The sequence below is a fragment of the Janthinobacterium silvisoli genome (genome assembly GCF_014200725.1).
Lineage (GTDB): Bacteria > Pseudomonadota > Gammaproteobacteria > Burkholderiales > Burkholderiaceae_D > Janthinobacterium.
In genome coordinates this window covers 1,596,425-1,609,412 of the sequence record NZ_JACHCL010000001.1, presented here as the reverse complement: position 1 = coordinate 1,609,412, position 12,988 = coordinate 1,596,425, and the positions used below count along the sequence as shown (strand labels likewise).

Annotated in this window: 13 protein-coding genes and 1 other RNA gene; 7 read left to right on the top strand and 7 right to left on the bottom strand. The window is 58.7% G+C overall.

Annotated elements, in window-relative coordinates:
• Window positions 1-54 precede the first annotated feature (54 nt).
• The 4 genes from HDE75_RS07275 to HDE75_RS07260 all read left to right on the top strand — a co-directional run bounded on the left by HDE75_RS07275 (window position 55) and on the right by HDE75_RS07260 (window position 1,599).
• Window positions 55-345, top strand: a complete 291-nt coding sequence (locus HDE75_RS07275; RefSeq protein ID WP_311735077.1) for a DUF904 domain-containing protein — start codon at window positions 55-57, stop codon at window positions 343-345.
• Window positions 345-656 carry a cell division protein ZapA gene (locus tag HDE75_RS07270; RefSeq protein WP_183675541.1) on the top strand — a complete coding sequence of 104 codons (312 nt, stop codon included), beginning with the start codon at window positions 345-347 and terminating at the stop codon, window positions 654-656. Before HDE75_RS07275 ends, HDE75_RS07270 begins: the two co-directional genes overlap by 1 nt.
• A 198-nt stretch (window positions 657-854) precedes the next feature.
• Window positions 855-1,032, top strand: a non-coding RNA gene (ssrS, locus tag HDE75_RS07265) — 6S RNA.
• Window positions 1,033-1,134: 102 nt separating this feature from the next.
• Window positions 1,135-1,599: an EVE domain-containing protein gene (locus HDE75_RS07260; protein ID WP_183675542.1), complete on the top strand. Its 465-nt coding sequence runs from the start codon at window positions 1,135-1,137 to the stop codon at window positions 1,597-1,599.
• 2 nt (window positions 1,600-1,601) lie between these two features.
• On the opposite strand, the gene lgt is transcribed toward HDE75_RS07260, so the two are convergent.
• A complete protein-coding gene (lgt, locus tag HDE75_RS07255) occupies window positions 1,602-2,429 on the bottom strand; it encodes a prolipoprotein diacylglyceryl transferase (protein WP_183675543.1) in 828 nt (275 codons plus the stop codon).
• Window positions 2,430-2,491: 62 nt separating this feature from the next.
• Complete coding sequence (locus HDE75_RS07250; protein WP_183675544.1) at window positions 2,492-3,409, bottom strand: LysR family transcriptional regulator; 918 nt, start codon at window positions 3,407-3,409, stop codon at window positions 2,492-2,494.
• Window positions 3,410-3,581: 172 nt separating this feature from the next.
• On the opposite strand from HDE75_RS07250, the gene ilvD reads away from it, so the two are divergent.
• The 3 genes from ilvD to HDE75_RS07235 all read left to right on the top strand — a co-directional run bounded on the left by ilvD (window position 3,582) and on the right by HDE75_RS07235 (window position 7,373).
• The gene (gene ilvD / locus HDE75_RS07245) at window positions 3,582-5,447 is read left to right on the top strand and encodes a dihydroxy-acid dehydratase (protein ID WP_183675545.1); all 1,866 of its coding nucleotides are present in this window, start codon (window positions 3,582-3,584) and stop codon (window positions 5,445-5,447) included.
• 175 nt (window positions 5,448-5,622) lie between these two features.
• Window positions 5,623-5,934, top strand: coding sequence for a c-type cytochrome (locus HDE75_RS07240; protein WP_183675546.1), 312 nt, complete (start codon window positions 5,623-5,625; stop codon window positions 5,932-5,934).
• Window positions 5,935-6,116: 182 nt separating this feature from the next.
• Window positions 6,117-7,373 carry a glycoside hydrolase family 99 protein gene (locus HDE75_RS07235; protein ID WP_183675547.1) on the top strand — a complete coding sequence of 419 codons (1,257 nt, stop codon included), beginning with the start codon at window positions 6,117-6,119 and terminating at the stop codon, window positions 7,371-7,373.
• Window positions 7,374-7,569: 196 nt separating this feature from the next.
• Here the strand turns inward: HDE75_RS07235 and HDE75_RS07230 are convergent, their stop codons facing one another.
• The 5 genes from HDE75_RS07230 to HDE75_RS07210 form a co-directional block, all read right to left on the bottom strand.
• Complete coding sequence (locus HDE75_RS07230) at window positions 7,570-8,547, bottom strand: SDR family oxidoreductase (RefSeq protein ID WP_260173782.1); 978 nt, start codon at window positions 8,545-8,547, stop codon at window positions 7,570-7,572.
• A gap of 113 nt (window positions 8,548-8,660) precedes the next feature.
• The gene (locus HDE75_RS07225; protein ID WP_183675549.1) at window positions 8,661-9,803 is read right to left on the bottom strand and encodes a branched-chain amino acid ABC transporter substrate-binding protein; all 1,143 of its coding nucleotides are present in this window, start codon (window positions 9,801-9,803) and stop codon (window positions 8,661-8,663) included.
• A 287-nt stretch (window positions 9,804-10,090) separates the two neighbouring features.
• Window positions 10,091-10,450 carry a hypothetical protein gene (locus HDE75_RS07220; RefSeq protein WP_183675550.1) on the bottom strand — a complete coding sequence of 120 codons (360 nt, stop codon included), beginning with the start codon at window positions 10,448-10,450 and terminating at the stop codon, window positions 10,091-10,093.
• Window positions 10,447-10,872, bottom strand: coding sequence for a DNA polymerase III subunit chi (locus HDE75_RS07215; protein WP_183675551.1), 426 nt, complete (start codon window positions 10,870-10,872; stop codon window positions 10,447-10,449). Before HDE75_RS07215 ends, HDE75_RS07220 begins: the two co-directional genes overlap by 4 nt.
• A 5-nt stretch (window positions 10,873-10,877) precedes the next feature.
• Window positions 10,878-12,953, bottom strand: coding sequence for a M3 family metallopeptidase (locus tag HDE75_RS07210; protein ID WP_183675552.1), 2,076 nt, complete (start codon window positions 12,951-12,953; stop codon window positions 10,878-10,880).
• Window positions 12,954-12,988: the final 35 nt, after the last annotated feature.

The window sequence follows — 12,988 nt, the reverse complement described above, 5'->3', positions numbered from 1 at the left end:
CAGCGCTGTATTGATGTAAATATGTGTGACAGCGGTGTGATTCGATTGACGCCCATGGAGCGTCCGCCCTATAGTGGCGGAATGATTTCCGAATTCAATGAATTATCCGACAAAATCGGCTTGCTGGCCGAAATGACCCATGCGCTGCGTCGTGAAAACGCGCAACTGCGCAAGGACAATATCGCCCTGTCCGCTGACAACGCCATGTACGTGCAGCGCATGCGCGAGGCGCAGGAGCGGGTGGAAGCCTTGCTGGAAAAAATCCCTGAACTGGTGCAGGCTGGCCTGGAGCAAGCCGCCTCGGAAGCCAATGCTGAAGTTGTGGAAAACGGGAAGGAAGCGTAATGCCGCGTGTCGATGTCAATATCATGGGCCAGGCCTACAGCATGCTGTGCGCCGACGGTGAAGAGCGCGCGCTGCGCGAAGCGTCGATCTACCTCGATAGCAAGATGAAGGCCATCCGCGACGCGGGCAAGGTCAAGGGCAATGACCGCATCGCCGTGCTGGCCGCTCTGGGCGTGGCTGCCGAATTCCTGTCCGTCAAGTCGCCGCAAGGTCCGTTGTCGGAATTGTCGATACTGGAAGTCAAGCAAAAGATCGCGGCCATGCACACGGTACTCGATACCGCACTGACGCCCCAGGAAAACCTTTTTTAAACATCTGACCAAACCTATTGCGCGTCGCGATTTGCGGCCTGCGATGCTCACTGTGCATCCGCACAGCTGCGCTTCTCAACCACAACTCCTTTCCGCTCGCTACGGTTTTGTCAGATGTTGTTATGGAATATTAAGCCAGCCGCGTACGAATCGCTACGATTTGTCTTTGCGATGCGCGAGCAAAGGAGTAAACTTCGTCCTACCCTGCGGTGTTCGCGATTGCCATATATTCCTTGAACCATTTATGCGCATCGGTTGCGAATTTTGTTTGATGGGAGTGAGCGTCGCTCGTTCGACGAACCCGAAATTGAACTAACGTGACCACCTTGAACCGTTTGGTTCGGGATGCCGGCACAGCGGCACAGGCGGGGCCGAATTGAAATGAGCTTGAAACAAGCTTGCAATACAACTGAAAACGGTTGCAGCATATGAATGCGCAACCGTTTTTTTACGTCTGTTGCTTTGATAGGGAGTAGGCATGAAACAATATTGGTTGATGAAATCGGAACCGGACGAGGTCAGCATCGATGATTTGATGGCGGCGCCGAAACACACTCTGCCGTGGTTTGGTGTGCGCAACTATCAGGCGCGCAACTTCATGCGCGACGGTATGAAGGAAGGCGACGGCGTACTGTTCTACCATTCCAGCTGCCCGCAACCGGGCGTGGCGGGCATAGCCGAAGTGGCCAGCACGGCTTACCCCGATCACAGCCAGTTTGAAGAAGGCGGCAAGTATTTCGATGCCAAGGCCACGCAGGAACAGCCACGCTGGATCAGCGTCGACGTGCGGGGCTTGAAGAAAACGGCGCTGCTGCCACTGGCCGAGATGCGCCAGATAGCGGCGCTGGAAGACATGCTGCTGCTCAAGAAAGGCAGCCGGCTGTCCATTACGCCGGTGACGCCGGCGCAATGGAAGGTGATTACGGATAAATTAAAGGGCTAGCCTCAGCTTGTCGCGCGTGCCTTGGTCGGCGGCGTGGCCATGATGCGGTACTTGTATGACCATACCAGCAGGGCGATGCCGCCGACGATCATCGGCAGCGACAGCATCTGGCCCGAGGTGATCGGTACGCCGAACCATACGACTTGCCAGTCCGGCGTGCGGAAGTATTCCGTGAAGAAGCGGGCGCAGCCGTACAGCAAGGTGTACATGGCGCCCACCGCGATGCGTGGATGCTGCTTGCGCGAGAACAGCCACAGGATGATGAAGACCAGGATGCCGTCGACCAGCATCTGGTAGATCGGCGATGGGTGCACGGGATACGGAATGCCTGGCCATTGCATAGCCCATGGCAAGCTTTCCGGTGCGATGCGGCCTGGCAGTTCGGCATTGATGAAGTTACCCAGGCGGCCCGCTGCGTAACCGAGCGGCACCAGCGGCGCGATGAAGTCGAGCACGTCGAACAGGTTGCGGCCCGCCTTGCGGCTCCACAAATACATGGCCAGTATCACGCCCAGGAAACCGCCGTGGAAGGACATGCCGCCATGCCAGACCATGAAGATTTCCAGCGGGTTCTGGGCAAAATATTCGGGACGGTAAAACAGCACTTCACCGAGGCGCCCGCCGATCACCACCCCGAGCATCCCATAGAAGAGCATATCGTCCAGATCCTCCTTTTTCCAGCCGAGGATGGCGATGTGCGGTTGCTTGATGCGCACCCGGCCCAGCGCGATAAAGAGGGCAAAGGCCAGCACATACATCAGACCGTACCAGTGCACGGCGAGTGGGCCGATTTGTATGGCGATCGGGTCGGGCATCGGGTGTATCAGCATCGGTATTCTTTCTTAAGTTAAATCATTGTTGCGTAGTATGCATGAGCTGGCGCCCGAGCGGCTTAGCCGGCTCTTAATGCACTATCAATTTGCTTGCGCAGCAGCGCCAAAAAGCCCTGCAGCACGGACGATGGATTGTCGCGGCGCCAGGCCAGGCCCGTTTCCACCAGCGGCGTCACATCGTGCAATGGCCTGTATTCTACGCCGGGCCGCATCAGATTCGATACCGATTGTGGCACCAGCGCAATGCCCATGCCTGCCGAAACGAGGCTGACGATGGTTTGCATCTGGATCGCTTCCTGGCCTATCTGCGGCGTGATACCGGCTGCGCGGAAGACGCCCACGATGGCGTCGTGCAAGCCAGGCGAGATGGTCCGTGGAAAAATAATCAAGGGCAAAGGCGGCATATCCTGCAGCCGCACGGGGCCCGGCGTTTGCAGCACATCGAGTCCGGATGGGGCCGCCAGCACCAGTGGTTCTGCCAGCACGGGCAGATAGTCGAGCGCCGCTTTTGCCTTGTCGGGCAGCGGCGGGATCAGCAGGCCGGCGTCGATACGGCCCTGCAGTAAATCATCGAGCTGCAAGTCGGAGGTTGCTTCCTGCAACTGTATTGCCACTTGCGGATAGGCCGTTTGATACGCGCGCAGCAGCGGCGGCAGCACGCTGTAGTCGGCCGACGAGACAAACGCCAGGCTCAAGCGGCCCGCTTCGCCCTGCGCCGCCCTCTGCACCAGGGCAGGCAATTCCTGCGCCTGGGCCAGCAGGCGGCGCGCTTCGGGCAACAGGGCGGCGCCAGCCGGCGTCAGCTGTACTTCGCGCCGCGTGCGCACGAACAGGGGCGCGCCCAGCAATTCTTCCAGGGCCATGATGGTTTGCGACAGGGGCGGCTGCGTCATGTGCAGGCGCAGGGCGGCGCGGCCGAAGTGCAATTCCTCGGCGACAGTAATGAAGTAGCGTAACTGCCGTAATTCTAGGTTCATACGTGTTTCCATGCGAATATATTGCTGTGATATCTAAAACGACTCACAGACCAGTGCATCATATATTTGACAGTGGTAGCTACGCAAGGCAATCTGGCGTACCCCCACTGCAGACAGGGTCTTGTCAACATGGCCCGGCAGTCAGGCACTCAATACTTCAGGAAGGTCCATCATGCCGCAATACCGCTCCCGCACCACCACCCACGGCCGCAACATGGCTGGCGCACGCGCCCTGTGGCGCGCCACCGGCATGAAGGATGGCGACTTCGACAAACCGATCATCGCCGTCGTCAACTCGTTTACCCAGTTCGTGCCCGGCCACGTGCACTTGAAAGACCTGGGCCAGCTGGTGGCGCGCGAAATTGAAAAAGCCGGCGGCGTGGCCAAGGAATTCAATACCATCGCCGTCGATGACGGCATCGCCATGGGCCATGGCGGCATGCTGTATTCCTTGCCATCGCGCGACCTGATCGCCGACTCGGTCGAATACATGGTCAACGCCCATTGCGCCGACGCCATGGTGTGCATTTCGAATTGCGACAAGATCACGCCGGGCATGCTGATGGCCGCCATGCGTATCAATATCCCGGTGGTCTTCATTTCCGGTGGCCCGATGGAAGCGGGCAAGGTCATCAAGGTGGTCAACGGTAGCCAGAAGATCATCAAGCTGGACCTGGTGGACGCCATGATCAAGGCGGGCGACAGCACCGTGTCGGACGCCGACGTGGCGGAAATCGAGCGTTCGGCCTGTCCGACCTGCGGTTCATGTTCCGGCATGTTTACGGCCAATTCGATGAACTGCCTGACCGAGGCGCTGGGCCTGGCCCTGCCCGGCAACGGCACCATCCTGGCCACCCACGCGGACCGCGAGCAGCTGTTCCTGCGCGCCGGGCGTTTGATCGTCGAACTGGCCAAGCGCCATTACGAGCAGGACGATTACTCGGTGCTGCCCCGTTCCATCGCTACCAAGGCGGCGTTTGAAAACGCCATGGCGCTCGACGTCTCGATGGGCGGCTCGACCAATACCGTGCTGCATTTGCTGGCTGCCGCGCACGAAGCCGAAGTGCCGTTCACCATGGCCGATATCGACCGTATTTCGCGCAAGGTGCCCTGTCTGTGCAAGGTGGCGCCGATGACGGACAAATACCATATCGAAGACGTGCACCGCGCGGGCGGCATCGTGGGCATCCTGGGCGAACTGGCGCGCGCCGGCCTGCTCGACACCAGCTTGCCGACCATCCATGCAGCTACCCTGGCCGACGCCATCGCGCACAACGACATCAAGTGCACCGATGACCCGGCCGTGCATCAGCTGTTCCGCGCCGCGCCGGGCGGCGTGCCGACGCAGACGGCGTTTTCGCAGTCGGAACGTTTTGCCAGCGTCGATACGGACCGCAGCACGGGCTGCATCCGCGACAAGGCGCACGCCTATTCGCAAGATGGCGGGCTGGCTGTGTTGTACGGCAACCTGGCTGAAAAGGGCTGCATCGTCAAGACGGCCGGCGTCGATGAAAGCATCCTTGTGTTCTCGGGCAAGGCGCGCGTGTTTGAAAGCCAGGACGCGGCTGTCGAAGCGATCCTGGCCGATACCGTGCATGAAGGCGACGTGGTCATCATCCGCTACGAAGGTCCGAAAGGCGGTCCTGGCATGCAGGAAATGCTGTACCCGACGTCCTACATCAAATCCAAGGGCCTGGGCAAGGCTTGCGCGCTGTTCACGGACGGGCGTTTCTCGGGGGGCTCTTCGGGCCTGGTGATCGGCCACGCTTCGCCGGAAGCGGCTGAAGGGGGCGCCATCGGCCTGGTGGAAGAGGGCGACTTCATCGATATCGATATTCCTGCGCGCCGCATCAACCTGCGCATCACGGACGCTGCACTGGCCGAACGCCGCGCCGCCATGGAAGCGAAGGGAGATGCCGCCTGGTTGCCCGTCAACCGCGACCGCTATGTCTCGCAAGCATTGCAGGCATACGCAGCCCTGACCACCTCGGCCGACCGTGGCGCAGTGCGCGATCTCTCGCAGCTGAAAAAGCGCTGAACTGTCTAGTCGCCCAGGTTACAAGGCCTTACAAACAAAGTGGGAATAGCGGCGCGAATCGGGGCACAATACAGGTGCCCAACCGTTGACGATGATGAAACGCTTGATCTGGGCTCGTAGTGAGCCTGCGGAAACACGGTAAAATGCCGCAGGAAGTAACTTTGGAGAAAAGACAATGAATCGTTCCATGTTGGTGGCTGTAGTGGCAGTGTCGGCGTTGACCTCGCAAATGGCGATGGCCAATCCTGACCTGGCGAAAGCAAAGAATTGCATGGCTTGCCACGCAGTCAGCACGAAATTGGTCGGTCCTGCATTCAAGGATGTGGCCGCCAAGTACGCAGGCCAGAAAGATGCGGAAAGCAAGCTCGTGGCAAAAGTCATGAAGGGCGGTTCCGGTACCTGGGGCGCGATTCCGATGCCCGCCAATCCGCAAGTGAGCGAAGCGGAAGCCCACACCCTGGTCAAATGGGTGTTGTCGCAAAAATGAACTGAGATGACCTTCAATGGTTAAACAGCGCGCAGACCTTGGTCTGCGCGTTTTTTTTGTCGCTACCATCTTGCGCAAGGCGCTCCGTTCGGGTTAAGTTAGCAAGTAGTTGCAGTGATGTAAATGGATTACTTGGAAACTAAAAACCGTCTTGAAGGACGGTGCCACTTTACGGAGAAAAAATGCAAAGAACAATCAGCAGCATGCTGTGCATGGCCTTGGTCGGTGGCGTGCTTACCGGCTGCGGCAGCGGGACTGTCGACGATGGCGGCAATACGGTCCTGAAATCGGTATCGGTGCAAGCGGAAGTCGCCCCCGCCCCCGTTGCTGTGCCCAAGAGCTCGGCTAAAAAAATCTATATGCACATGATGCCGTGGTTTGAAACCAAGGCTTCTTCGGGCAATGGCGCTTGGGGCCAGCATTGGACCATGGCGAATAAAAATCCGGACATCGTCGATGCAAACGGTAAACGCCAGATTGCCTCGTACTATTATCCGCAAACGGGGCCATACGCTTCCGGCGACCCCTACATCATCGAATATCAATTGCTGCTGATGAAGTATGCCGGTGTCGATGGCGTATTGATCGACTGGCCAGGCAGCCAGAATGTGTGGGATTATGCCAAGAATCGGCAAAATGCCGAGGCCATCGTGGCGCAAACCGCCAAGCTGGGCTTGAGCTTTGCGATGGTGTACGAGGATCATAATATTGGCATGGCGTATGACGCCGGGCTGATACCCAACAAGATGGCGGCGGCTCAGCAAGACATCGCTTACCTGAAGTCTAATTACACTACGCAAAGCAACTACATTCAAATCAATGGCGCGCCGTTGATATTGGATTTCGGACCGCAAACCTTCGTCAACGGCAGCGACTGGAACGCTATCTTTTCGACCTTCCCCAAGCCGCCCACGTTCCTGACGCTGTGGTACCAGATCGGCCAGGCTGGTTCCAGCGGCAAGGGGGAATTCGCATGGATTTACTCCGATGGCATGGCGGGCCTGGATAACTTTTACAATAACCACCCGTTGAATCTCAAGTTCGGGATCGCGTATCCTGGATTTAATACCTTCTATGCCGCTGGTAACTGGCAAGGCCCGACCTGGACATTGCCATACGGCTCGACCTTTGCGACGACGCTCAGCAAAGCACTGGCTGCCCCCGGCGTCGACAATATCCAGCTCGCCACCTGGAATGATTATGGCGAAGGCACCATGATCGAACCGACGCGGGAGTTTGGCTACAGCTATTTAACGACGATGCAGCAAGCGCTTGGTGTGAGCTCGAATCAAAGTGAATTGCAATTAATCTATGCCTTGTACCAGAAGCGGGTCCAGTATGCCGGCAATGCGGCGCAACAGCAAAACCTGAACAACGCAGCCAGTTATCTGGCCGCCCATCAGGTAGCGCAGGCCGCCGCGATCATCAACGCGATGTAGATCCTGATCGCGCCGAAAAAAAGCGCGCCTGCACTTTTTTACGGCTAAACAACACCTAACAAAACCGTAGCGAGCGGCAGTGAGGCTCGGCGCCCCCGTTGGCCTGAGAAGCGGAGCTGTGCTTTGCACGGGGCCGCCGAGGTAGTGAGCATCGCAGGCCGCAAATCGCGACGCGCAGTAGGTTTTGATAGGTGTTCTAAGCCAGATTCCCCATTCCTTGCAATGTCGCCCTGACCGCCTCATCAAGCGGCGTATGCGGTTCCTTGCCCAGCACGGCGAGCAGCCTGGTATTGTCCATCTGCAGCGGCGTCTGCCACAGATAACGCATCTCGCGCAATTCACGCAGCGTCGCCACGAATGGCGAGGCCAGGGTCATCAGCCACCAGGGAAAACGCCGGATGGCCGGCGCCGCGCCACCTGACTGCAGCACGGCGCGTGAAATGGCCGCCGTCATTTGCCGGCCATCGTGATCCCAATGGCCCGCCATATGAAAGCGGGCAAACGCGGGCAAGGTATGACGCAGATCCAGCAATTGCAGCATGGTACGCGCCACGTCGGGCAGGTAAGACCATTGATGGCCTACACCCTCCGCTCCAGGATATTGCACCGTGCGCACAGCTTGGCCCGGTTTCACCAGGCCTTGCGCAAACCAGGTATTGCCTGACTGGGGACCGAAGAAATCGCCGGCGCGCACGATGATCACCTTTGCGCCTTGTGTGGAGGCTTGTTCCAGACGCGCTTCCAGTTCCACGCGGATGGCGCCCTTGCGCGTTTGCGGGTGTTGCGGCGCTTCTTCCATCAGTACGGGGAAGGCATCGGGGCCATAGTTGTAGACCGTGCCCGGCAGCACGATGGTGGCGTGCTCGGCAATGGCCGCCGCGATGGTGTTATCCAGCATGGGCAGCACCAGCTGGCCCCAGTTACGGTAGCCGGGTGGATTGACGGCGTGCACGATCACGCTGCAGCCCTTGGCGGCCGCCATCACATCGCTGCGCGACAATGCATCGCCTTGCAGCCAGGTCAGGCCATCCGGGGATATCGGTGGCAATTCACCCCGCTTCAGGGCGCGCACCTGCCAGCCAGCCGCCAGCAACTGGCGCATCAGCTCGCCGCCTATGCCGCCCGTCGCGCCCAGCACCAGTGCCGTCTTGTTTTGATTGGTATTGATGTCCATCGTTCCCTCCCTCGTGATTGATGGAGCCAGTATCGGCCCCATCGCATCATTTGGGAATTGATGAACATCGCACAGTAGCCATACGTTTTTGTATGGCTCTGCCTTCTAGTGGATTACTTGACGACTTCCATTTTTGTCTTCTTGCCGCCGCGATAAGTGAACAGGGTCAGCGAGCCATCCTTGATGTCGCCATTGGCATCGAAGGCGATCGGGCCCGTTACACCCTGGTAGTGCACCTTGGCCAGGAAGGGCAGATAGACGGACGGTTTGGACGACTTGGCATCCTGCATGGCAGTGGCCATGGTCATCACGGCGTCGTACACATAGGGCGCATACAGTTGCACGTCCATATTGTATTTCTGCTTGTAGCGGGCGCGGAAATCGTCCATGGCTTTTTGCTCTGCGCCCGTCACGCCGCCCGCTTCCGCGCAAGTGATCATGTTTTCGCCGACCGCGTCGCCGGCCAGCTGGCCCAGCGGTTCCGTGCACATGCCATCGCCGCCCATGAATTTGACCTTGATGCCCAGCGCCTTCATCTGGCGCAGCATGGGGCCAGCCACGGAATCCATGCCGCCAAAGAAGACCAGGTCGGGGTTCTTGGATTTGATGCTGGTCAAAATCGCGTTGAAGTCGGTGGCATTGGCATTGGTAAATTCCTTGCCGACGATTTGCACGCCCGGCAAGGCCTTCTTGGCGCCCTTGACGAATTGCTCGGCCACGCCCTGGCCGTAAGCCGTGCGGTCATCGATGACGGCGATCTTTTTCGCTTGCAGCTTGCCCACGGCATACGCACCCAAAGTGCCGCCCAGCTTGTTGTCATTGGCCACCACGCGGAAAGCCGTATTGAATTTTTGCTGCGTGTAGGTGGGGTTGGTGGCGGCCGGGGAAATCTGTGGAATACCGGCATTGAAATAAATGCGCGAAGCAGGAATCGTGGTGCCCGAATTCAAGTGGCCGATCACGCCATTGACCTTGGCGTCGACCAGCTTTTGCGCCACCGCCGTGCCCTGTTTCGGGTCGCCAGCATCGTCTTCTGCTACCAGCACAAATTTCACGGGTTTTCCGTCGATCTTGAAACCCTTGGCGTTCAAGTCCTCGATCGCCATCTTGGCCGCATTTTCATTATCCTTGCCCAGATGGGAACTGGCGCCCGAGACCGGTGCGACATGGCCTATCTTGATGATTTCCTGGGCGCCTGCATGGCTAGCAAAGGCAAGGGCGATGACAAGCGGAAGGACTTTGGTCTTGAGCTGCATAAACATTCTCCAATGGATAAAGATACGGCGGCGTCTCGTGAAACCGCTTCGAAAGGCGGTACTGGTGGAGAAAGGTACAACAAAAAACCGATCGAGAAAAGCCGGATTTCGGGCTTTGTGTTGTTTGTCGCGACAATCACCAAAACGAGGCGCCATGCACCGATATTGGCGACGCAGATGCACCAAGGAATGGCGTTGGGACGGGAACTAAGTGCCGGGGTCAGACCCGGCGGGTCTGACCCCAGCTTCTGTTTTTGGGGGAAAGGGAGCGTTAACTTGGTGCGATTTTAATGCTGTGGCGGATGCAAATGACCTAATTCATGACTGACAGCATGCGCCACGATATGTTCCAGCGATTGCTGCAAGTCTTCACGCAATGCCCCCCGCATGCCGATCAGGGCATTTTGCAGGGCGGTTTGCAAGACGTGGGCGATGCGCTCTTCCAGCAGGTGATCGATCTTGCCCTGCACCTGGTGCAGGATGCGCTGCGTCAGCCGCTGTTCGATAGCGTCCCAGTCCGGTTGTTCGATTGCGGCAGGGAGCATCATTTCCGGTTCGGCTACCGGCTCGGCTTGCTGCAGCGCTTCCGGCCCCGACAGCACTTCCGTCAACAGGGGGATGCCCGGATCGAATGGCTGTTCGCTCATGTTTTACCCGCTACAAAGTGGGTCGGCTGCAAACCAGCCTTGCGGTATTGCAAGAAGCGCTGGCGGCCCGCCTGGGCATCGTGCTCATCCATGGCCACGATCTCGAACACGCGCTGGAATTGCGCGTAGGCAGCGGGCACCTGCAGCGACAGGTTGACCAGGATATCGTGATGCGGCAGTTCAATATCCATATTGTCGGTCAGCACGATGGGGGTCTGCTTGGCCAGCGCATCGCCAGCCTGCACGTGCGGCAAGAAGTCGGTCGGTGAAATGGTCCACATGGCCGCGTTCAGGGCGGCCAACTGTTCGCTGTCTGCTAGCAGCACCACCACCTTGTTGCCCGCCATATAGGCTTTGCGCACCAGACGGCTGGCATAGACCAGCTTGTCGGGTACGTTGCTGTGAAAATCGACGCGGGTCATGGTGCTCAGGCGGCCATGCCGCTGTGGCGCAGCAGGGCGTCGATGCTCGGTTCACGGCCACGAAAAGCCTTGAACGATTCCAATGCCGGGCGCGAGCCGCCCACGGCCAAAATTTCTGCCTGGAAGCGTTTGCCCGTTTCCGCCGAGACTACGCCGCCCGTCAATGCAGCTGCTTCTTCAAACGCGCTATACGCGTCGGCAGACAAGACTTCCGCCCATTTATAGCTGTAATAACCCGCCGAGTAGCCGCCAGAAAAAATATGGCCAAACGAGTTCTGGAAACGGTTGTAGGCGGGCGGTATCACGACGGCAAACTTGCGGCGCACGCTATCGATCAATTCCTGCACGCTTTGTGTGCCGAAGGGATTGTAGTCATAGTGCAAGTGCATATCGAGCAGCGAGAATTCTGATTGGCGCAAGGTTTGCAAGCCGGACTGGAAATTCTTCGCTGCCAGCATCTTGTCGTACAGCGTGCGTGGCAATGGCTCGCCCGTTGTCACGTGGGCTGTCAAATGTTGCAGCACATCCCATTCCCAGCAAAAGTTTTCCAGGAATTGCGAAGGCAGTTCTACCGCATCCCATTCCACGCCGGAAATACCGGACACGCTGATCTCGTCGACTTGCGTCAGCATATGGTGCAAGCCGTGGCCGAATTCATGGAACAGGGTGATCACTTCATCATGCGTGAACAGCGCCGGCTGCAATACGCCATCGACCACGGCTGGTTCCGTGAAGTTGCAGGTCAGGTAGGCGACTGGTGTTTGCAGCTTGCCATTGTGCACGCGGCGGCCGCGCGCGTCATCCATCCAGGCGCCGCCGCCCTTGCCGGCGCGGGCATACAGGTCCAGGTAGAACTGGCCGACCAGTTGGCCATCGCGTTCGATGCGGTAGAAACGTACGGATGGGTGCCAGGCGCTGGCCGTGTCGGCCACGATGTTGACCGAGAACAAGGTTTGCACGAGGCGGAACAAACCATCGACAACTTTATGCTCAGGGAAATACTGTTTGACTTCCTGCGCCGAAAACGCATAACGGCGTTCCTGCAGCTTTTCGGACGCGTACGGCACGTCCCAGGCTTGCAGTTCGTCCAGGCCCAGTTCATCCTTGGCGAAAGTGCGCAGCTCGGCCAGGTCCTGTTCTGCATACGGGCGGGCGCGGCGGGCCAGGTCTTCCAAAAAGGCGATGACCTGTTCCGGGCTTTGCGCCATCTTCGGCACCAGCGACACTTCGGCGAAATTCTTGTAGCCCAGCATCTTGGCTTCTTCATCGCGCAGCTTCAGCAGGGTGACGATGTTCGGGCCATTGTCCCAGTCGTCTTTCTTGCTGAAAGCCTCGCCTTGTTCGGACGCCTTGGTGGCGTTGGCGCGGTAGATGGTTTCACGCAGCGCGCGCTGGTCGGCAAATTGCAGGATCGGGTAATACGAAGGGAAGTGCAGCGAGAACTGGTAGCCGCTCTTGCCGTCTTTTTCAGCGGCGGCGCGTGCCGCCTGCTTGACGTCGTCGGGCAAGCCGGCCAGTTCGGCTTCGGTGTCCACTAGCAGCTTGTAGTCATTGGTGGCGTCGAGCACGTTTTCAGAAAAACGCGTGGACACGGCCGCGTGTTCTTCCTGGATGGCGCCGAAGCGTTCTTTTTTATCTTCAGGCAACTCGGCGCCGCCCAGACGGAAACCGCGTATCGCGTGTTCGACGATGGTCTTGCGTGCAGGCGACAGGGTGGCGTACTCGGCGCTGGCCTGCAATTGCTTGAATTTGTCAAACAGCACTTCGTTCTGGCCCAGCTCGGTCCAGAACTCCGTGACTTTTGGCTGGCTGGCATTGAAGGCAGCGCGCAGTTCTGGCGTATCGACAACATTACTCAGGTGGCTGACGATGCCCCAGGCACGGCCCAGGGTTTCGCTGATTTCATCTTGCGGTGCAACAAAACTGTCCCAGCTGACTGGCGTTTCGGGCGACGTCAGCTTGGCCACGGTGGCCCGTGCCTGGGCCAGCAAGGTGTCGATGGCCGGCGTAACGTGCTCGGCGGTGATCGCATCGAAGCGTGGGAGTCCGGAGAAGTCCAGCAGCGGGTTGTCAGTTGTCATCAGCTAATCCTGTTCCTGTATATATATGTCATGGG